The 20,537-nt window shown below is 70.3% G+C and carries 17 protein-coding genes; 9 read left to right on the forward strand and 8 right to left on the reverse strand.

The window, feature by feature from the left end; translation table 11 throughout:
* Positions 1-2: 2 nt before the first annotated feature.
* Together SCMU_RS10040 and lplAB are read left to right on the forward strand one after the other, a co-directional pair.
* Complete coding sequence (locus tag SCMU_RS10040) at positions 3-260, forward strand: type B 50S ribosomal protein L31 (protein ID WP_229232818.1); 258 nt, start codon at positions 3-5, stop codon at positions 258-260.
* 93 nt (positions 261-353) lie between these two features.
* Complete coding sequence (gene lplAB, locus SCMU_RS10045) at positions 354-1,412, forward strand: lipoate-protein ligase LplAB (protein WP_443020257.1); 1,059 nt, start codon at positions 354-356, stop codon at positions 1,410-1,412.
* Positions 1,413-1,476: 64 nt separating this feature from the next.
* On the opposite strand, the gene merA is transcribed toward lplAB, so the two are convergent.
* On the reverse strand, positions 1,477-2,907 hold the full coding sequence (gene merA / locus SCMU_RS10050) for a mercury(II) reductase (protein WP_229232819.1): 1,431 nt from the start codon (positions 2,905-2,907) through the stop codon (positions 1,477-1,479).
* Between the two features lie 63 nt (positions 2,908-2,970).
* On the opposite strand from merA, the gene SCMU_RS10055 reads away from it, so the two are divergent.
* Positions 2,971-3,360: a MerR family transcriptional regulator gene (locus tag SCMU_RS10055; protein WP_229232820.1), complete on the forward strand. Its 390-nt coding sequence runs from the start codon at positions 2,971-2,973 to the stop codon at positions 3,358-3,360.
* A 22-nt stretch (positions 3,361-3,382) separates the two neighbouring features.
* Here the strand turns inward: SCMU_RS10055 and SCMU_RS10060 are convergent, their stop codons facing one another.
* Both SCMU_RS10060 and pepN read right to left on the reverse strand, forming a co-directional pair.
* Positions 3,383-4,024, reverse strand: coding sequence for a dihydrofolate reductase family protein (locus SCMU_RS10060; RefSeq protein ID WP_229232821.1), 642 nt, complete (start codon positions 4,022-4,024; stop codon positions 3,383-3,385).
* A gap of 60 nt (positions 4,025-4,084) precedes the next feature.
* Positions 4,085-6,748, reverse strand: coding sequence for an aminopeptidase N (pepN, locus tag SCMU_RS10065; RefSeq protein WP_229232822.1), 2,664 nt, complete (start codon positions 6,746-6,748; stop codon positions 4,085-4,087).
* Between the two features lie 85 nt (positions 6,749-6,833).
* Between pepN and SCMU_RS10070 the strand changes: the two genes are divergently transcribed.
* The 4 genes from SCMU_RS10070 to SCMU_RS10085 all read left to right on the forward strand — a co-directional run bounded on the left by SCMU_RS10070 (position 6,834) and on the right by SCMU_RS10085 (position 11,276).
* Entirely contained in the window at positions 6,834-8,390 is a 1,557-nt protein-coding gene (locus SCMU_RS10070; protein WP_443020258.1) for a circularly permuted type 2 ATP-grasp protein, read from the forward strand.
* Positions 8,391-8,453: 63 nt separating this feature from the next.
* The gene (locus tag SCMU_RS10075; RefSeq protein WP_229232823.1) at positions 8,454-9,380 is read left to right on the forward strand and encodes an alpha-E domain-containing protein; all 927 of its coding nucleotides are present in this window, start codon (positions 8,454-8,456) and stop codon (positions 9,378-9,380) included.
* Entirely contained in the window at positions 9,377-10,228 is an 852-nt protein-coding gene (locus SCMU_RS10080) for a transglutaminase family protein (RefSeq protein WP_229232824.1), read from the forward strand. Before SCMU_RS10075 ends, SCMU_RS10080 begins: the two co-directional genes overlap by 4 nt.
* A gap of 280 nt (positions 10,229-10,508) precedes the next feature.
* Complete coding sequence (locus tag SCMU_RS10085) at positions 10,509-11,276, forward strand: putative endonuclease domain-containing protein (protein ID WP_229232825.1); 768 nt, start codon at positions 10,509-10,511, stop codon at positions 11,274-11,276.
* Positions 11,277-11,372: 96 nt separating this feature from the next.
* Here the strand turns inward: SCMU_RS10085 and SCMU_RS10090 are convergent, their stop codons facing one another.
* Both SCMU_RS10090 and SCMU_RS10095 read right to left on the reverse strand, forming a co-directional pair.
* Positions 11,373-12,836, reverse strand: a complete 1,464-nt coding sequence (locus SCMU_RS10090) for an SDR family NAD(P)-dependent oxidoreductase (RefSeq protein ID WP_229232826.1) — start codon at positions 12,834-12,836, stop codon at positions 11,373-11,375.
* 111 nt (positions 12,837-12,947) lie between these two features.
* Positions 12,948-14,333 (reverse strand): glucose-1-phosphate adenylyltransferase, encoded by a 1,386-nt coding sequence (locus tag SCMU_RS10095; RefSeq protein WP_443020300.1) that lies wholly within the window; start codon positions 14,331-14,333, stop codon positions 12,948-12,950.
* 170 nt (positions 14,334-14,503) lie between these two features.
* On the opposite strand from SCMU_RS10095, the gene glgA reads away from it, so the two are divergent.
* Positions 14,504-15,697: a glycogen synthase gene (gene glgA, locus SCMU_RS10100; protein ID WP_229232827.1), complete on the forward strand. Its 1,194-nt coding sequence runs from the start codon at positions 14,504-14,506 to the stop codon at positions 15,695-15,697.
* A gap of 107 nt (positions 15,698-15,804) precedes the next feature.
* Here glgA and SCMU_RS10105 read toward each other — a convergent pair whose 3' ends face one another.
* From SCMU_RS10105 to SCMU_RS10115, 3 genes are all read right to left on the reverse strand, one after another.
* Positions 15,805-16,248 (reverse strand): Hsp20/alpha crystallin family protein, encoded by a 444-nt coding sequence (locus tag SCMU_RS10105; RefSeq protein ID WP_274602951.1) that lies wholly within the window; start codon positions 16,246-16,248, stop codon positions 15,805-15,807.
* Between the two features lie 84 nt (positions 16,249-16,332).
* Positions 16,333-18,405 (reverse strand): acyl-CoA dehydrogenase family protein, encoded by a 2,073-nt coding sequence (locus SCMU_RS10110; RefSeq protein ID WP_229232828.1) that lies wholly within the window; start codon positions 18,403-18,405, stop codon positions 16,333-16,335.
* Positions 18,402-18,962: a TetR/AcrR family transcriptional regulator gene (locus SCMU_RS10115; RefSeq protein ID WP_229232829.1), complete on the reverse strand. Its 561-nt coding sequence runs from the start codon at positions 18,960-18,962 to the stop codon at positions 18,402-18,404. The genes SCMU_RS10110 and SCMU_RS10115 overlap by 4 nt, the downstream gene beginning before the upstream one ends.
* 245 nt (positions 18,963-19,207) lie before the next feature.
* Between SCMU_RS10115 and SCMU_RS10120 the strand changes: the two genes are divergently transcribed.
* Positions 19,208-20,518, forward strand: coding sequence for an acetyl-CoA C-acetyltransferase (locus SCMU_RS10120; RefSeq protein WP_229232830.1), 1,311 nt, complete (start codon positions 19,208-19,210; stop codon positions 20,516-20,518).
* Positions 20,519-20,537: the final 19 nt, after the last annotated feature.

A 20,537-nucleotide genomic window follows, 5' to 3' on the forward strand; every position in this document is an offset into this window, starting at 1 on the left:
TTGTGAAGTCTGATATTCACCCCAAGTACGGCTACGTCGTCTTCAACGACCTCGCCTCCGGCGAGAAGTTCCTCACGCGCTCCACGGTCTCCTCGGACAAGACCACCGAGTGGGAGGACGGCAACACCTACCCGGTCATCGACGTCGAAATCTCCTCCGCCTCGCACCCGTTCTACACGGGCAAGCAGCGCATCATGGACTCGGCCGGCCGCGTCGAGCGCTTCAACGCTCGCTTCAAGAACTTCGGCAAGAAGGCCTGATTCAGGCTCTGCCGCGCGAAGGCGCCGTCCCGCTGGGGACGGCGCCTTCGCCGTCTCCGGGCCAAGACTTCAGACGGGTCTAGGCTTGGTCCCGTGGCTGACTATCACGGTGAATTCAAGGTCCCCGGCGGCAAGCTCGTCATCGCAGACCTGATGGCAGAGGGCGGGGAGATCACCGCCGCGAGCATCAACGGCGACTTCTTCCTCGAGCCGGATGAGGCTCTCGCGGACATCAACGGGGCCCTCGTCGGCCTGTCCACACAGGCGCCCAACGCGACGATCGCCCAGGCGGTGAGCGACGCCGTCGGCCCCACCACGGTCATGTTCGGCTTCGACCCGGACGCCGTGGCCGTCGCCGTCCGCCGCGCGCTCGGCCACGCGACCACGTGGACGGACCACGACTGGGAGATCCTCCCGCCCACCACCCTGACCATCACCGAGAACGTCGCCCTCGATGAGGTGCTCACCCGAGAAGTCGCCGATGGCCGCCGCAACCCGACCCTGCGGCTGTGGGAGTGGGACGAGCGGTCCGTGGTGATCGGAAGCTTCCAGTCCTACCGCAACGAGGTGGACCCCGAGGGCGTCGAGAAGTACGGCGTCACCGTGGTCCGCCGGATCTCGGGCGGCGGCGCGATGTTCATGGAGGCCGGCAACTGCGTCACGTACTCCCTGTACCTGCCCACCTCGCTGGTTGACGGCCTCTCGTTCGCGGACTCGTACCCGTTCCTCGACGCGTGGGTGATGGAGGCTCTCGCGAAGACGGGTGTGAAGGCCTTCTACAAACCGCTCAACGACATCGCCACGGAGGCCGGGAAGATCGGCGGCGCGGCGCAGAAGCGCCTCGCCAACGGAGGCACGCTGCACCACGTGACCATGAGCTACGACATCGACGCGGCCAAGATGACCGAGGTCCTGCGGATCGGCCGCGAGAAGATCTCGGACAAGGGGATCGCGAGCGCGCAGAAGCGCGTCGACCCGCTCAAGCGGCAGACCGGCATGTCCCGCGAGGACATCTTTGAGACGATGATGGCCACGTTCGAGGGCCGCTACGGCGCGCGCCGCGTCGCGCTCTCCGGGCCGTCGCTCGCGGACGCTCGCGCCCTCGCGGAGCGCAAGTTCGCCACCCGAGAGTGGCTGCACCGGGTTCCGTAGGCCCCGCGCGCCTGGGGCGAGGCAAGGCACGACGGCGAGTGGTCGCCGTCGTGCGCGGGTCGCCTCACGCGGCGCAGCAGGACAGCATCGCGACGTCCTCGGTGAACGACTGCGCCGCGATCCGCAGCCCTTCCGCCATCGTGAGGTAGGGCGCCCAACGGCGTCCCAGCTCGGCGACGGTGGTGCCAGTCTCGATGAGGTGGACAGCGCTCGCGGCGATCTCCCCGGCGTCGCGGGCCACGGCGGTGACGCCGAGGATGCGGCCCGTCCCGCGTTTCGCGACGACCTTGATGAAGCCCCGCGTGTCCCGGTCCACGATTGCGCGGGGCACTAGGGCGAGCGGCAGCACGCGGCATTCGCACGCGAGGCCCTCGGCGTGCGCCTGCGCCTCTGTCAGCCCGGCGACGCCGAGCGCGGGACTCGTGAACACGACCCGGGGGAGCGAATGGCTGCCGAGCGCCCTGTCGGCGCCGGAGAGCGCGTTCTCGGCGGCGAGCGCGCCCTGGGCAGCGGCGACGTAGACGAACTCTGGTCCCCCCGTGACGTCGCCCGCGGCCCAGATGCGTGGATTGGACGTCGCCTGCCGGCGGTCCGCGACGATCCCGCCGCCGCGACCGAGGGCGACCCCCACGCGTTCGAGGCCGAGGCCGTCCGTGGCGGGCCGTCGGCCGGTGGCGATGAGCAGCTCGGCGGCGCGGAATTCGCGGCGCCGCCCGGCGACGTCGGCCGTCACGATCACTTTCCCGTCGGCCGCGCGCGCAACATTGCGGGGGAGTGCCCGCCGCGCGGTGACGATACCCTCCTCGGCGAGCGCGTCCTCGAGCGCCCGGGAGGCCTCCGGCTCCTCGTGGGAGACGAGCCGCGAGCGCGCCAGGATGGTCACGGCCGTGCCGAGGCGGGCGAACAGCTGGGCCATCTCGAGCGCCACGTAGCCTCCGCCGATCACGGTCATCGAAGCGGGGACAGCGTCGAGCTCCATCGCCGTCGTCGACGTCAGGAAGCCGGTCTCGGCAATCCCGGGAACGTCGGGGAGCGCGGGGGCGGAGCCCGTCGCGACGAGGTAGTGCCTGGCCCGGAGGACCTCCGTGCCTCCCTCCGCGGCCGCGATCTCGAGGACCGGCTCCTCGGCCGCCCCGCCGAACGCGGCCAGCCCGCGGTACAAGTCCCAGCCGTAGGCATCGATGAGGTCCTCGTACTTCGTGGCGCGCATCTGGTCCACGAGCGCCTGCTTGCCCGAGATGAGCTGGGCCATGTCCACGGGGCCGGCGGCGGCAGCGATCCCGGGGTAGCGCCCCACGTCCAGCGCCGCGTGGCGGGCCGCGGCCGCCGCCAGGAGCGCCTTCGACGGGATGCAGCCCGTGTTGGTGCAGGTGCCCCCCAGAGTGCCGCCTTCCACGATCGCGACGCGCCCACCGAGGCGGGACGCCTCGATCGCCGCCGCGAAGCCGCCGCCGCCCGCACCGATCACCACGAGGTCGTAGTCTGTGTCCTCCATAGAGGGAGCATGCACCTTCCCCTGGGCGGGAAGGTCAAGCGGGCCGCGTCAGTTGACCTATGTATGCGCATCGCAGAAGCCGCGTCCGCGGCGGGGACAACAGAGAAGGCCCTGCGGTACTACGAGTCGATCGGCCTGCTGCCGGCCGTGGACCGGACCGCCTCGGGTTACCGGGACTTCGGGGCGGAGGACGTGAACCGGGCGGCCTTCATCCGCCGCAGCAGGGCGGCGGGGATGAGCCTGGAGCGCACCGGGCAGATCCTCGCGGCGTTCGACGCCGGCGGGAGCGCCTGTGCGTCCGTCGCCGCGCAGCTGGAGCGCCAGCTGGCCGAGCTCGACCGCCACATCGCCGAACTCGAGGCCCTGCGCAGCATGGTGGCCGAGCGCTACGGTGCCATCCGCGCGGCCGACCCAGCGGAATGCGACCCCGGGCAGGTCTGCAGCTACCTGTGACGGCTCGGCCCCGCCGAGCAGCTCACGCCCGCCGGATCACCGCGTGGGCAATGCCGTCGCCGACCACGAGCGGGTCGCTAGCGTAGCCCTCGGGCGGGACACCGTCGCCGAACAGCCGCTCGCCGTCGCCGAGGAACACGGGGGCGATCGCGAGGTGCATCTCGTCGACGAGGCCCTCGGCGAGGAACGCCCGCACCGTTGAGACGCCCCCGCCGAGCCGGACATCGAGCCCGCCGGCGGCGTCGACCGCCATCGCCAGAACCTCTCGCGGCGCCGCGTCGATGAACCTGAAGACGGTCCCGCCCGCCATCTGCACGTCCGGCCGGGCATGGTGCGTCATGACGTAGACCGGGTGGTGGAACGGCGGATTCTCGCCCCACCAGCCGCGCCAGGAGATGTCCGGCCACGGGCCGCGGACCGGACCGAACATGTTCCGGCCCATGATCGTCGCGCCGATGCCGTCCTCGCCGGCGCGCACAAAGTCATCGTTGACGCCCTCGCTGCCGCCTTCCTCGCCGAGCATCGCCCGCCCGGTGCGGGTCGCGAAGATCCACGGATGGAGCGACTCGCCGCCGAGGCCGAGTGGACTCTCCTGGCTCTGGTCGGTCCCGGCCGCGAAGCCGTCGAGCGACATCGCGAAATTGTGCACCCTGAGTCTGGCCATGGTCGGATTCTCCCGGCGGGCGCCGGGCGGCGGCAAGGGCCGGCTGACCCGAAGTGGGGCCTATCCCTGCCGTGACCGCTGCTGCGCCGTGAGCGCGCGGTGCAGGTGGTCCCGCTGCTCGACGATGATCCGCCGCAGCGCCGCGGGCGCCGACGCGTTCTCGTGCAGCCACTGGTCAGTGCGCGCGAGCACGGGGTTCTCCTCCGGCGTCTGGTCCCACGCGAGCGTCGAGTCGCCCGGGAACAGGCCCGTCACGAGCCGGGTCGCGATCTCTTGGGAGCGGTCTGCCCATACCCGCGTGAGCATCGCGAAGTAGCGCTCGATGAACGGGTGGCGCAGCGCCTCCATGCCGAGCATGAAGCCCTCGACGGTGGCCCCGAGCAGGTCGTTCGAGAGCGTGTCCCGCTCGACGGCGGCGTCCCACGCGGCCTGCTTGGCCCCCGGATCCGGCCGTGCCGCCACCGCGACCGCGTGTCCCACGGCGCCCTTGGCTGTCCGGTCCCGTGCCAGCTCCGCGTCCAGCTCGGCAACCGTGGCCCGGCTCTGGGCAGCGAGCGCCTGCCACAGCGACCAGCGCAGCTCCTGGTCCACCGCGAGCCCGGGAACCGTCACCGTGCCGTCCGCGAGACCGCGCACGAGGTCCAGCTGCCCGCCCCCGTACCGGCTGCCCTTTGCTAGGGCCCGCGCCCAGGCGAGCTGCTGGTCCGAGCCCGGCTGTGCGGCCGTGAGCTCGCGCGCCACCGCGGCGAGGTACGGGTCGCGCACGTCGTGTCGGCCCTCGCCGTGGGTGTACCGCTCGATCGCCGTGCGGGCGTTGTCGAGCACGGCGAGCTGGACGCCTACCGTGCCCTCGAGAGCCCCGAAGCGTTCGACGGCGCGCACGTACCGGGAGGCGGCCACCTCGCCGTCGCGCGTCGCGTGCCACAGGGCGGTCCATGCGAGGGCTCGGGCCAGCGGGTCCGCGATCTCGCCGAGGTGCTCGCGTACCGTCTCCTCGGAGCGGTGGTCGAGGCGGACCTTGGCGTACGTGAGGTCCTCGTCGTTGACGAGCACGAGGTCTGGCACGGGAAGGCCTGCGAGCTCCGGCACCTCGGTCACGCCGCCGGGCGTGTCGGCCAGCAGCTCCACGTCGACGCTGTGCGTCCGCTCGATCGTTCCGGACGACCCGCGCGAGTACAGGCCGATGCGGAGGACATGCGGCCGGGGCGCTTCTTTCCCCGTCACGGGGTCCACAGCGGTCTGCCGCACCGCCACCCGGGTGAGCCGCTCGCCGTCGTGCACTCCCTCGGCTTCCGTGGGCCGCCCCGGGCCTGTCTCGACGATCGTCTCCAGCACCGGCAGCCCGGCGGTCTGCAGCCAGGCCGCGGCCCACTCGCGCATGGGCCTCCCCGATGAGCGCTCGAGCGCGTCGAGGAGGTCTCCGAGCGTCGTGTTCCCGTACGCGTGCTTCCCGAAGTACTCGCGCGCGGCCGCGAGGAACGCGTCCTCGCCCACGTACGCGACGAGCTGCTTGAGCACGGACGCGCCCTTGGCGTACGTGATCCCGTCGAAGTTCTGCTCGGCGGCCTCGAGGTTCGGGATGTCCGCCACGATCGGGTGCGTGGTGGGCAGCTGGTCCTGCAGGTACGCCCAGGCCTTGCGGCGGTTGGCGAAGTTCACCCAGGACGCGGAGAAGTCCGTCGCGCGGTCCACCGCGAGCGTCCCCATGTACTCCGCGAACGACTCCTTGAGCCACAGGTCGTCCCACCAGCGCATCGTCACGAGGTCGCCGAACCACATGTGCGCCATCTCGTGCATGAGGGTGTTCGCGCGGCCCTCGTACTGCGACTCCGCGGCGCGGGAGGCGAACACGTACTCCTCCGTGAACGTCACGAGGCCCGGGTTCTCCATCGCGCCGAGGTTGTACTCGGGCACGAACGCCTGCTCGTACTTGCCCCACGGGAACGCGGGGGAGAACACCGAGTGGTAGAAGTCCAGGCCGCGACGGGTCAGGTCGAAGATACGGTCCGCGTCGAAGTGCTCGGCGAGCGAGGCGCGGCAGTAGGCCACGAGCGGGAGGGTGAGCGGCTCGCCGTCGCGCGTCGCCCCCGTCCACGACGCCTCGGCGCGGTGGTACGGCCCGGCGAGCACCGCCGCGAGGTACGTGGGCATCCTCGGCGTCGGCGCGAAGTCCCAGCGACCCGCGGCGGCGTCGCCCTCGATCGGTTCCGCGCTGGCGGTCGCGTTGCCATTCGCGCTCACCGACCACGACGACGGCGCGAGCACCGTGAATGCGAACGTCGCCTTCAGATCGGGCTGCTCGAAGTTCGCGAAGTACCGGCGCGCATCCGCCGGCTCGCACTGCGTGTACAGGTAGGTCGCGCCGTCGGCCGGGTCCACGAAGCGGTGGAGGCCCTCGCCGCTGCGCGAGTACCTCGCCAGGCCCGTGACCTCGAGCCGGTTCTGGGCCGCGAGGCCCGCGAGGCGGATTCGCGCGCCGTCGTACACCACCGCCCCGTCGAGGAGGCGGCCGTTGAGCTCGACCCGCGTGACGGACTCGCCGAGGAAATCGGCGAAGGTCTCTGCGCCTGGCTCGGCGCGGAACTCGATGACACTCGTGGTCGGGAAGGACGTCGCGGCGGGATCTTCCGCCCCGCGGAGGTCGAGGGTCACGTGGTACGAGCCGACGGACAGGAGGCGGGCGCGGTCGGCGGCCTCCTCGCGGGTGAGGTTGTGAGTTGGCACACGTCATTCAACCATGGGGCCCATGAACACGCCGGAATCCGGGCCCGATATGCGGTCGGGCACGATTGGTGAAAAGCTGTCCTCTATGTCGGATCTCTTCGAGGACTACTCCGTCGCCGCCGAGCGTACCGGCGCGTACGACGAGATGTTCGCGCCGCCCCAGACCGCACGGCCCAGCTACCGCCACCTCGCGGACGCGCTCGCGGAGCTCGACCTCGCCGACGTCAGCTCACGGGCCGAGTCGATGGCCCGCACCTTCCTCGACCGAGGCGTCACGTTCGACTACGCGGGCGAGGAGCGGCCCTTCCCGCTGGACATCGTGCCCCGCATCATCTCCGCGACCGAGTGGGACGTCCTCGAGCGCGGCGTCGCCCAGCGCGTGAAGGCCCTCGAGGCGTTCCTCAATGACGTGTACTCCAAGATGACGATCGTGGCCGACGGCGTGGTGCCGCGCCGCCTCATCACCACGAGCCAGCACTTCCACCGGCAGGTCCACGGGTTCGAGCCCGCCGGGGGAGTGCGCGTGCACATCTCCGGGATCGATGTGGTCCGGGACGCCGCCGGCACCTTCCGCGTCCTCGAGGACAACGTCCGCGTGCCCTCGGGAGTGAGCTACGTGCTCGAGAACCGGCGCGCCATGGCCAAGGGCCTGCCCGAGGCCTTCAGCCAGCAGCCCATCCGCCCGGTCGAGGAGTACCCGCGGCGGCTGCTCTCCGCCCTGCGCAAGACCGCGCCGGCCGGCGTCGACGAGCCGACCGTCGTGGTGCTCACCCCCGGGGTGTTCAACTCCGCCTACTTCGAGCACACGCTCCTGGCGGGCCTCATGGGCGTCGAGCTCGTGGAGGGCCGGGACCTCATCTGCCGCGGCAACCGGGTCTACATGCGCACCACGGCCGGAGAGCAGCGCGTCGACGTCATCTACAAGCGCATCGACGACGACTTCCTCGACCCCCTCCAGTTCCGCTCGGACTCGATGCTCGGCTGCCCGGGCCTCGTCAATGCCGCCCGCGCCGGAGGTGTGACGATCGCCAACGCGGTGGGCAACGGCGTGGCCGACGACAAGCTCGTGTACTCCTACGTCCCCGACCTCATCCGGTACTACCTCGGAGAGGAACCCATCATCGCCAACGTCGACACGTACCGGCTCGAGGAGGATGCCGCCCGCGAGGAGGTCCTCGACCGGCTCGAGGAGCTCGTGGTCAAGCCCGTGGACGGCTCCGGCGGCAAAGGCCTCGTGATCGGCCCCGACGCGACCCGCGAGGAGCTCGACACCCTCCGCAAGCGCGTCCTCGCAGACCCCCGCGGCTGGATCGCCCAGCCCGTCCTCCAGCTCTCCACGGTGCCGACCCTCTCCGGCAACCGCTTCGGCCCGCGCCACGTGGACCTGCGTCCCTTCGCGGTCAACGACGGCGACGACGTGTGGGTCCTTCCCGGCGGCCTCACCCGGGTGGCGCTCAAGGAGGGATCGCTCATCGTCAACTCGAGCCAAGGCGGAGGCTCCAAGGACACGTGGGTCCTCGCCCAGTCCTCGGACGTGCCCATCGAGGCCGAGCCGCGTCACTCCATCAGCATCCGCGAGCGCACGAGCGTGTGGCCGGTCGAGAGCAACTGGCGCGACCGCCAGGCCGAGCAGCAGCAGTGAGCGCCGCCGCCGAGGCGGCCACCCGCCGTCGTCCGTGTTACCCCCGAGCTTCAGGAGGCCGACTTGCTCAGCCGCATCGCTGAATCCCTCTTCTGGATCGGCCGCTACGTGGAGCGGGCCGATGGGACCGCGCGCATCCTCGATGTCCACCTCGAGAGGCTCAATCACCTGCCGACCGCCGAGCAGCGCAGCGTCGCCCAGGAGCTCCTCGGGGTCATGGGGTCTCGGCCCGAGAAGGAGGACTTCGGGCTCAGCGACCTCCTCAACAGCCTCGCGTACGACCGCTCGCACGCGACGAGCATCGCCGGCTCGCTCGGCGCCGCGCGCGAGAACGCGCGGCGCGCGCGAGAGACCGTCTCATCGAGCCTGTGGGAGTGCCTCAACACGACCTACTACGGCCTCAGCCAGCACCGCAAGGACGTCGTGGGGACCTACCGGTTCTGCAACTGGGTCCTCGAGCGCACGGCCATGGTCCGCGGCCTCGCGGACACCACCATGAGCCACGACGAGGGCTGGCTGTTCATGGTCCTGGGCCGCTCCCTCGAGCGCGCCGACATGACCGCGCGGATGCTCTCGACCCGCGAGGTCCACACCGCGGGGATGTCCTGGGTGAACATGCTCAAGTGTGCGGGCGCCTACGAGTCGTTCCTGCGCACCCGGCGCGTGGCGTTCGACGAGCGCCACGCCGCCGAGTTCCTCCTCATGGACCGCCTGTTCCCGCGCTCGATCGTGTATGCGCTCCGGGACGCGGACGAGGCGTTGGCGAAGCTCGACCCGTCTGACACCCGCGTGGGGTTCATCAACGACGCCCGGCGGATTGTCGGCCAGGCCCGCACGTTCCTCGAGTTCCATCGGACCGACGAGCTCATGGCCGAGCTGCCCGAGCACATGGAACGCGTCCAGCGGGCCGTGGCCCAGACGTCCGACGCGGTTTCGCGCAAGTACTTCAACAAGGCCGACGAGCAGGCCTGGGTGGGAGAGGTTTCATGACCCGGCTGAAGATCCTGCACCGCACCGCGTACCGGTACAACAAGCGGGTCACGCTCTCCTACAACGAGGCGCGCATGACGCCGCTCACCGAGCCGCAGCAGGTGGTCCTCGAGTCGCAGGTCCGCGTGGCGCCCGCCCAGGCCGCGGTGAGCTCCTACAAGGACTACTGGGGCACGCGCGTCACCGCGTTCGACATGCAGGTCCCGCACGAGTACCTCGAGGTGGTCTCCTCGACCACGGTCGAGGTCCACCGTGTGGAGCGCGTCCCGGTGGAGGGCGAGGTCGTCCCGTGGGAGCGCCTTCGCAGCGACGAGGTCCAGGACCAATTCAGCGACTGGCTGCCGCAGTCCCGCCTTTCCGGCCCGGGGAGCGAGGTCCTGGGCATCGTGCCCGGGCTCGTGCCCAGCCTGGACCCGAATCAGGCCGCCCACGCCGTGTTCGACTGGCTGGCCGGTGAGATGCGCTACATGCCCGGCTCGACCGGGGTCACGACGGACGCCGAGCAGGCGTGGAACCAGCGCCAGGGCGTCTGCCAGGACCTCGCGCACCTCGCGATCGGATCGCTGCGGAGCCTCGGCATCCCCGCCAGGTACATCTCCGGCTACCTGCACCCGCGCTCGACGGCGGACATCGGCGAGGTCGTCGCGGGCCAGTCCCACGCGTGGCTCGAGTGGTGGGACGGCGAGTGGCGCTCGTGGGACCCCACCAACCACAAGCCGGCCGGGGATTTCCACGTCACCGTGGCCCGTGGCCGGGACTACCGCGACGTCCCCCCGCTCAAGGGCGTCCTGTCCGGCGGCGGAGGCTCCCACCTCGAGGTGTCGGTGGAGATCACCAGGGTCGCCTGACGTTGGGGGGTCCCTGGCGGTGGGTTGTGGGGTCCCTGGCATCCGGTTGTGGGGTCTTTGGCGGCCCATTGTGGGGTCCCTGTGGATAACTTCAGACGCCGCTCTCCCAGTTGTGCCAGCATGAGCCCATGACTGACGACATGCCCGCGGACGGCATCCTCCGACGCCCTTTTCGGTGAGCCAGGCAAGGGCGCACGGATTGAGCGCGCGAGATCTCAGACTCGAGGATGTTCGGCAGATCAGCCGGGGGATTTTCGTGCCCGATCGGAGCAGACCTGAGTTGGACGGCCTGATTCGCGCACATCTCGAGCTCAATCCCGATGCGTGGGCATCGCATCGGACCGCGGCCGCCCTCCGCAGCTTCTGGATCCCTTCTTGGATTGACGACCATGCGGATGTCCATCTCAGCAAGCCCTCGCATTTGCCGCGCGTCAGGCGGCCCGGCGTCGTCGGGCATCGCGTGCGAATCCTTGATGGTGAGGTTGAGGTGGTGGACGGCATCCGTGTAACCAGCCCTGGTCGAACATGGCTGGATCTCGGTCACGAGCTGACACCTGCTGCCCTCGTGGCACTCGGTGATCAGTTGATCCGGCTTCCTCGCCCAGAATTCGAGGGACGGAGCGAGCCGTATGAGACAAAGTCCTCACTCGCCAGACTTCTGCGCGCGCATCCAAAGGTCAAAGGGGTCGGCAAGTGTAAGGAGGCGCTCGCCGACATGCGCGTCGGATCGGACTCCGTCCCGGAGAGCATGCTGCGGATGTGCCTCGTTGCGTACGGATTCCCCGAACCAGACCTTCAGATCCGGCTCAACCCAAACGACCCAAAGTCACCGAGCATCGACGTCGGGTGGATCCGTAATCGCATCGGAATCCACTATGAGGGTGAACACCATCAGGAACCGAAGCAGCGGCTAAGCGACCTCCGTCGTGACGCGGCGTTTCGCCAGGACGGGTGGGACTTGATCCACGCGACGGTCGACGACCTTCGTGAAGACTTCGCGCGTGTACGCCGGGAGCTTCGAAGGCTTTTCGCGGCCAAAGCCGCATGAGGGACCCCGCAACGGCGCGCCAGGGACCCCGCAACGGCGCGCCATGGACCCCGCAACGGCGCGCCAGGGACCCCGCAACGGGAAGGGGCAGGGGGATCACCAGGGGCTGGGCTTGTAGTCCTTCAGGAAGACGCCGTAGAGGTCGGTCCCGGCCTCGCCCATGACGATCGGGTCGTAGACGCGCGCCGCGCCGTCCACGAGGTCGAGCGGCGCGTGGAACCCTTCGTCTGCGAGCCGGACCTTCGTGTAGTGCGGACGCTCGTCGGTGATCCAGCCGGTGTCCACGGCGGTCATGAGGATCCGGTCCGTCTCGAACATCTCACCCGCCGAGGTCCGGGTCATCATGTTCAGCGACGCCTTCGCCATGTTCGTGTGCGGATGCCCGGGGCCCTTGTACTTGCGCCCGAACTGCCCCTCCATGGCGGAGACGTTGACCACGTACTTGCGCCGCGCCGTCGAGCGCCGCATCGCCCCGCGCAGCCGGGAGACGAGCAGGAACGGCGCGGTGACATTGCACAGCTGGACCTCGAGCAGCTCGAGCGGGTCCACCTGGTCGACCACTTGGGTCCACGAGTTGATGGTCGCCAGGTCGGGCACGAGGCCGCCGGCGTCGATCGCCGTCCCGGCCTCGATGCGCTCGAGGGACGCGGATCCGGTCGAGAGCGCGAGCGCCGTGACGGCGTCGCCGGCGAGCGCCGGGTGGGCCGATACAGAGCCGGCGATGGAGAGCGGGTGCCGATCGTGCGCATGCCCGAACGTGAGCAGCTCAGGCCCGCCGTTGGAGGCCAGCAGCGCGGCGGGAAGCGGCTCCGACTCGGCCTCGACGAGTGGCGCGTAGGCGTTGCCGGAACGGCGCACGGTCTGCGCGGCGTTGTTGATGATGATGTCCAGCGGCCCCTCGGCGTCAAGCGCCTCGGTGAGGGAGATGACCTGAGACGGGTCGCGCAGGTCGATGCCCACGATCGTGAGCCGGTCGAGCCACTCCGCCGAGTCCTCCATCGCGGCGAACCGCCGTGCGGCGTCCTTCGGGAAGCGGGTCGTGATCGTGGTGTGCGCGCCGTCGCGCAGGAGCCGCAGCGCGATGTACATGCCGATCTTGGCGCGGCCACCCGTGAGCAGCGCCCGCCGTCCGGTCAGGTCGGTGCGGGCGTCCCGCTTGGCGTGGCTCATGGCGGCGCAGTCCGGGCAGAGCTGGTGGTAGAACGCGTCCACCTGGGTGTAGTGCTGCTTGCAGATGTAGCACGGCCGGGACTTGATGAGGTGGCCGGCCACCCGGCCCGTCGCGGACGGCTTGAGCTTGTTGCCCTGGGTCTCGTCGTCGATCCGGTCCGGCGCGGCGGTCGCGGTCTGGGCGATCACGGCTTTGTCCGATTCGGCGATCGCGTCGCGCCTCTGCGCACGCGTGAAGCGCCGGTGGGCCTTGAACATCTTCCCGGTGGCACGGCGCACGGCCACGTAGTCGGGGTGCTCCTCGTCGTACGTGTGGATGGTGCCGAGGACCTTGAGGGCGGCCCGGATCTCCTCAGGGGTCAGTTCGGCGGGCGTGTCAGGGGAACTCATGGCTTCCCATTCTACCGGCGCACCCAGGCGCCGCAGGCACTGCACAGAGCACGACGGCGCGGGCCCGCCTCATGCCGGGCCGCGCCGTCGTGCGCGTGTCGGGTCCGCCGGTCAGCCTCCGGTGCGGCTCGTGGCGGACGACGGCGAGGACGCGCCGTCGTGCGACGGCTCGCCGTGGGCGGCACGCGCCGCCGCCGCGGCGTGCTTCTCCTGGATCTTCTCGGCGACCTCGGGCATACCCTCGGCGATGTCCTCGAGGGACTGGGGCACCTTGGCGAGCCACGCGGCGGCGAGACGGCGCTCGTCCTCGTCGGGCTCGGGGACCTCCTGGCCCTTGGACAGGACGGTGATGCCCGAGGCGGTGACCTCGAACCCGCGCCGACGGTCCAGCTTCTCGTCGACGCCGATGGTCGCGCCGGCCGGGATGATGACGTTCTTGTCGATGATCGCGCGGTTCACCACGGCCCCGGCTCCCACCTGGACGCAGTCCATCAGGACCGAGTCGAGGACGCGGGCGGCCGCGTTGACGCGCACGTCGTGGGACAGGACGGAGCCCTCGACGATCCCGCCGGAGATCACGGAGCCGCTCGAGACGATGGAGTCCAGCGCCGTCCCGACTGTCCCGCCCTCGCCGCGGACGAACTTGGCCGGCGGTGAGACGCTCTGGTGGGTGTAGATGGGCCACTCGAGGTTGTACAGGTTGAAGACCGGCAGGGGGGAGATGAGGTCGATGTGGGCGTCGTAGAACGAGTCGAGCGTGCCCACGTCCCGCCAGTAGGTGCGGTCGCGTTCGGTCGCGCCCGGGATCTCGTTCTTCGTGAAGTCGTAGACGCCGGCCTCGCCGCGCTCGACGAAGAACGGGATGATGTCCCCGCCCATGTCGTGTTTCGTGTCGAGCCGCTCCGCATCGGACTTGAGCGCGGCGACGAGGGCGTCGGCGTCGAAGACGTAGTTGCCCATCGAGGCGAGGAACTGCTCCGGGTCATCGGGCAGGCCGGGCGTGGTCTCGGGCTTCTCGACGAACGCCTTGATCAGCTCCGGCCTGGCCGGGTCTGTCTCGATGACCCCGAACTGGTTCGCCATGTCCAGCGGCTGGCGGACGGCGGCCACAGTCGCCTTCGCGCCGGACGCCACGTGGGAGTCGACCATCTGCTCGAAGTCCATCCGGTAGACGTGGTCGGCACCGACCACCACCACGATCTCCGGCCGGGCGTCGTAGATCAGGTTGAGGGACTGGTAGATGGCGTTGGCGCTGCCGAGGAACCAGCTCTTGCCGACGCGCTGCTGGGCAGGAACCGACGCGACGTAGTTCCCCAGCTGCGGGGACAGGCGCCACGTCTCCGAGACGTGGCGGTCCAGCGAATGCGACTTGTACTGCGTCAGCACCACGATCTGGAGGAATCCCGAGTTCACGAGATTGGACATTGCGAAATCGATGAGCCGGTACCCTCCGGCGAACGGTACCGCGGGTTTGGCCCGGTCCGCCGTCAGGGGCATGAGGCGCTTGCCCTCGCCTCCCGCGAGGACGATCGCCAAAACCTTCTTCGGTGCCACTGCGCAACCCCCGTCATCTCTCGTTAAGGCCTCTGTAACCCGGCCTCCGCAGCTGCGGAGCGTAGTTGTCTTCACACTAGATCACGATCCAATGACGGACTACGTTGAGTTCCGTGCGAATCGACATTGTGACCAAGGAATTCCCCCCGGAGATCTATGGCGGCGCGGGGGTGCATGTGGCGGAGCTCAGCAGGGTACTCGCGCGCGAGGTCGATCTGCACGTCCACGCCTTCGGCGCGCCCCGCGAGCCGGAGGTCGACGGCGCGTCCGTCTCCTCCTACCAGGTTCCGGAGTACCTCGCGGGAGCCAACGCGGCGCTGCAGACATTCGGGATCGACCTGGGCATCGTCCCGGACGTCGCCGGTGCGGACCTCGTGCACTCGCACACGTGGTACGCGAACATGGCCGGCCACCTCGCCTCGCTCATGCACGGCATCCCGCACGTGCTCAGCGCGCACAGCCTCGAGCCGCTGCGCCCGTGGAAGGCCGAGCAGCTGGGAGGCGGCTACCGCCTCTCCTCGTGGGCGGAGAAGACCGCGTACGAGGCGGCGGACGCGATCATCGCGGTCTCCCACGGCATGCGTGCGGACATCCTGCGCTGCTACCCGGATGTCGACCCCGAGAAGGTCAAGGTGGTCCACAACGGCATCGACGTCTCGCGGTGGGGCCGCGACGAGGGGACCGACCACTTGGCCGGCCTGGGGATCGACCCCGCGAAGCCCTCGGTCGTGTTCGTGGGCCGGAACACCCGGCAGAAGGGTGTGCCGTACCTGCTGCGGGCCGCGGCGAAGCTGCCGGCGGACGTGCAGCTCGTGCTGTGCCTCGGGGCCGCGGACACGCCCGAACTGGCCAAAGAGACCCAGTCGCTCATCGACGGCCTCAAGGCGGAGCGCGAGGGCGTGGTGCTGATCGAGCGGATGCTCCCGCGCGGCGAGCTCATCCAGGTCCTCTCGCACGCCACGGCGTTCGCCTGCCCGAGCATCTACGAGCCGCTCGGGATCGTGAACCTCGAGGCGATGGCGTGCGGCGCCGCCGTCGTCGCGACTGCCACGGGCGGCATCCCGGAGGTCGTGGACCACGGGAACACCGGGCTCCTCGTGCCGATCGAGCAGGTCACCGACGGCACCGGGACCCCGCTGGACCCGGAGAAGTTCGTGGCCGACTTCGCCGCCGCGCTCACCGAGGTGGTCTCGGACCCGCAGCGCGCCCGCGCGATGGGGGAGGCTGGCCGGGTCCGGGCCGAGCAGAGCTTCTCGTGGGAGACCATCGGCCAGACCACGCTGGATGTCTACCGCAGCGTCCTGTAGCACGCCTGCGCCAACACGACCGGCTTAGGTCCCGGTGGCGCACGACGGCGGCGACTCACCCCGGGAGGTGGGTCGCCGCCGTCGTGCGCGCCACTGTTCGGCGGGCGTCACTCCCTGCTGACGTTGACCTTGGTGGGCCCCGGGCCCGACTCGGGGGCTACGGGCACCCGGACCTCGAGCACCCCGTCGTGGTAGCTGGCCTTGACGTCGTCTCCGCGCGCGCCGCGGGGGAGGTCGATCGTCCGGGCGAACGAGCCGTACTTGAACTCGCTGCGGTAGCCGCCCTTGGTCTTGTTCTCGGTATTCTCCTGGCGCTCTGCCTTGATCGACAGGATGCTGTCGTTGACCGTGACCTCGACGTCCTTCTCGGGGTCGATTCCGGGCAGCTCCACGCGCACCACGAGGGCGTCGCCGTCGCGGTACTGCTCCGTGCGCAGCCACGCGGTCTCCCACTCGTCGACGAAGCGCTTGAACTGTTCGGGGAACCCGAACCTGCGCATGCCCTCCGGCATCATGTCCCACGGGCCTCTGCGGCCCCATCCCTCGGCCATGGATTCCTCCTGGTCTGCCCCGGGCGCCGGTGCGGCCGGGTCCTGCCTTCAGGCTAGACCCGGCCGCTGGGCGGGGGAAGGGACCTAGGCCTGCTTGAGGCTCTTCTCCTTCACAGGTGCCTCGCCCGACGCGCGCAGCCGCTCGTAGTAGGCCGCGGCCTCTTCCTGGCGCCGGGCCTCGATGCCGCTGGACACGGTCGCGCGGATGTGGTCCTGGGTGTAGCCGAAGGCGTCGACGAGGTCCAGAGCGTGCGGGCGGAGCTTCGCGAGCAGGCGGTTGATGTAGTCGCCCACCGTGCGGCCGCGCTGCATCGAGAGGCGCCCGTTCATGAGATACCAGTCGAGGTGCTTCTCGATGAGGGTCAGGCCGAACAGGTCCCGGAGCCACGTGAGGACCTGGCGCGTGCCGTCGTCCTCGACCTTTGCCAGGGCCGCGGTGAAGGCCTCCCACTGCAGGAGCTCGCCGTGGGCCCGTGCGGCCTCGATGAGCTCGTTCTGGTGCGAGTTGAACCGCGCCGCGGCCTCTGCCTGCGGCAGCTTGTTGGCTCCCTGCAGCGACTGTGCAACCTCGGCGACCATGGTCTGGACCCGGTCGGCGAGAAGGAGCTGCTGCGTGTCCGGGTCGCGCAGGGCGAGTGCGGAGCGCTGCGCGCGGCCGGAGTCCGCGATGAACTGTGCCACCGTGCCGAGCCCGGTCTTGAGCGCGACGCCGCGGGCCTGCCCGAGGGCGAACTTCGCCAGCGCGCCCACGTTCATGGTGCGGAACTCCTTGGCGTAGTCGTTCAGGAGGCGCTTGGCCACGAGCTGCAGGAGCACATTGTTGTCGCCTTCGAACGTGACGTACACGTCGAGGTCGGCGTGCAGGGACGCGAAGCGGTTCTCGATCATGAAGCCCGCGCCTCCGCATGCCTCGCGGCACTCCTGGAGCGTGTCGAGCGCGTGCCACGTGGACAGCGGCTTGAGCGCGGCGGCGAGCGTCTCGAGGTCCTGCCGGTCCTCGTCCGTGGCCTGCGCGCCGGAGAACACGCCGTCGAACTTCGTCAGGAGCTCCTCGTGCGCGAAGCTCATCGCGTAGGTCGCCGCGAGCAGCGGGAACAGCCGGCGCTGGTGGCGCTGGTAGTCGAGCAGGACCTCCTCGGCCGTGTCCGAGGACGCGTTGAACTGGCGGCGCTCGGCCGCGTAGCGGATCGCGGCGGCGAGGCCGACCTTCGACGCCGCGACGGCCGCGCCGTCGAGCGAGACGCGCCCCTGCACGAGCGTGCCGAGCATCGTGAAGAACCGCCGGCCCGGGCTCGCGATGGGGGAGGAATAGGTGCCGTCCTCATCCACGCTGCCGTACCGGTTGAGCAGGTTGAACCGGGGGACGCGGACGTTGTCGAAGCACAGGCGGCCGTTGTCGATGCCGTTGAGGCCGCCCTTGACGCCGTCGTCCTCGGTCTTGATGCCGGGCAGCGGCTCCTTGGTCTGGGGGTCCCGGATCGGCACGTACAGTGCATGGACGCCGTGGTTGACGCCCTTGACGACGAGCTGGGCGAACACGGTCGCGGCGATTCCGTCCTTGGCGGCGTTCCCGAGGTATTCCTTCCAGGCCGCGCGGAACGGGGTGTTGAGGACGAACTCGTCGGTGGCCTCGTCATACGTCGCGGTCGTGGCGATGCTCGCCACGTCGGAGCCGTGCCCGATCTCCGTCATCGCGAAGGCACCCGGAACGGACAGGTCCATCACGCCCGGGAGCCATGTCTTGTGGTGCTCGGCGGTGCCGAGGTGCAGGATCGCGGCGCCGAACAGGCCCCACTGCACGCCGGACTTGATCTGCAGCGACGGGTCCGCGGTCACGAGCTCCTCGAAGCCGGCGATGTTGCCGCCGTGGTTCTCCTCGCCGCCCAGGTCCTTGGGGAAGGCCCGCTGGATGGCGCCCTCGTCCACGAGGATCTTCAGCTGACCGAAGACGCGCTCGCGGTGCTCGGTGTGTGTGAGGCCCTCGAGCTTGTGCAGCTCGGGCTTCGCGGCGAGCTCGCGGGCCTGCCTGCGGACCTCGGCCCACGTGCCGAGCAGCAGCTCGCCGAGCGCGGCGACGTCGACCTTGGGGGACTGCTCGGCGTCGGGCAGGTCCGCCTCCGCCTCGGCGGCGTTCGGCGTGTCGGTGGGGCTGGTCATGGGATCTCCTTTGCGGGACGGGGCGCGGGGTGGGTTTCGAGGGCGACGGCGGGGCTCGCCTGGGCGCTGATGCCGGCGAACAGCCAATCGGTGATGAGGCCCGCCATGTCCTCGAGCGTGGGCTTGGCGGGAGAGGGCGGGGCCGTGAGCCAGCGCTCGCCGGCGGCGCGGACGAGGCCGATGGCCGCGGTGGGCCAGTAGTCGATGGTGGCCGAGGCTGCGGGGCTCAGGTAGCGGGCCATGGGCTCCTGGATCATCGTGCCGACGGCGTCGAAGAACGTCACGAATGCCTCCTCGCCGGCTGCGGGCGAGTCCTGCGGGACGCGGGTGACGAACTCATAGACGTTGGGCGATCGCACGGCCATGCCGAGGTAGGCGGAGACCATGGCCCGCAGCCCCTCGTAGGGGGTCTGGGCGGCTGCCGCGGCCTCGCCGATCCGCTCCTGCATCTGGGCGAGGACGAGGGAGCCCATCGCGGCCTGGAGGCCTGCCTTGTCCCGGAAGTAGCGGTAGAACACGGACTTGGACGTGCTCGCGGCCGCGGCGATCTCCTCCATGGGCACGTCCGGCCCCAGGCGGTGAACCGCTCGGCGGGCCGCGTGGACCAACTCGGCGCGGCGCTCCTCGCGGTGGCTCGCCCAGCGGGCGGTGCGGCCGTCGACGCTCGGTGCGGGGGCGGCGTCGTGCGTCGCGGCGCCGTCCGCGAGGGGCGCGGAGCGGTAGGGGGGTAGTTCACGGTACCCAGCGTATCAGGTACGCTAGGTATCGGTAATTCAGGTCACAGAACTCCGGAGGCATTCCCATGTCGACCCCCATCCGCAAGGCAGTCGTCGTCGGCGGCAACCGCATCCCGTTCGCCCGCGCCAACGGCGCCTACACCCGCACCTCCAACCAGGACATGCTCACGGCCGCGCTCGACGGGCTCGTGGCGCGGTTCGGCCTGCAGGACGAGCGCATCGGCGAGGTCGCGGCGGGTGCCGTGCTCAAGCACAGCCGCGACTTCAACCTCACGCGCGAGTCCGTGCTCGGCTCCGCGCTGAGCCCCGAGACCCCGGCCTATGACGTCCAGCAGGCGTGCGCCACGGGGCTCGAGACGGTCCTGCAGCTGACGGACAAGATCAAGCTCGGCCGCATCGAGTCCGGCATCGCGGGCGGCGTGGACTCGACCTCGGACGCGCCGATCGCCGTGAGCGAGGGCCTGCGCGACGTCCTCCTCGAGCTCGGCCGCGCCAAGACGCTCCAGCAGAAGCTGAAGGCCGTCTCACGGCTGCGCCCCAAGGACCTCGCCCCCAACGCCCCCGGCACTGGCGAGCCCCGCACCGGCCTCTCGATGGGCGAGCACCAGGCGCTCACCACGAAGCAGTGGGGCATCACCCGTGAGGCCCAGGACGAGCTCGCGCTCGCCTCGCACAAGAACCTCGCCGCCGCGTATGACCGCGGATTCTTCGACGACCTGGTCACCCCGTACCGTGGCCTCACCCGTGATTCGAACCTCCGCGCCGATTCCTCGATGGAGAAGCTCGGGAAGCTCTCGCCGGTGTTCGGCAAGCATCTGGGTTCCGAGGCGACCATGACGGCCGGCAACTCGACGCCGCTCACGGACGGCGCCTCGACCGTGCTCCTCGCCTCCGAGGACTGGGCGCGCTCGCATGACCTGCCGATCCTCGCCGTGGTGGTGGACGGCGAGGCCGCGGCGGTGGACTTCGTCCACGGCAAGGACGGCCTCCTCATGGCGCCCGTGTTCGGGGTGCCGCGCCTGCTGGCGCGCCTCGGCCTCACGCTCGAGGACATCGACTACTTCGAGATCCACGAGGCATTCGCCGGGACCGTCCTCGCCGCGCTCGCGGCGTGGGAGGACGCCGACTTCTGCCGAGAGCGCCTCGGCCTCGACGGCGCGTTCGGCAAGGTGGACCGGGCCAAGCTCAACGTCAACGGCTCCTCGCTCGCCGCGGGCCACCCGTTCGCCGCGACCGGCGGGCGCATCGTCGCCACGCTCGCGAAGCAGCTGCACGAGCGCACTCAGGCCGGGGATCTCGGACGGCCGGCACGCGGCCTGATCTCCGTGTGCGCCGCGGGCGGTATGGGCGTCGTGGCCGTGCTCGAGGGCCGCTGAGCCCGCGAATCTGGGGGAA

This window comes from Sinomonas cyclohexanicum (assembly GCF_020886775.1).
GTDB lineage: Bacteria > Actinomycetota > Actinomycetes > Actinomycetales > Micrococcaceae > Sinomonas > Sinomonas cyclohexanicum.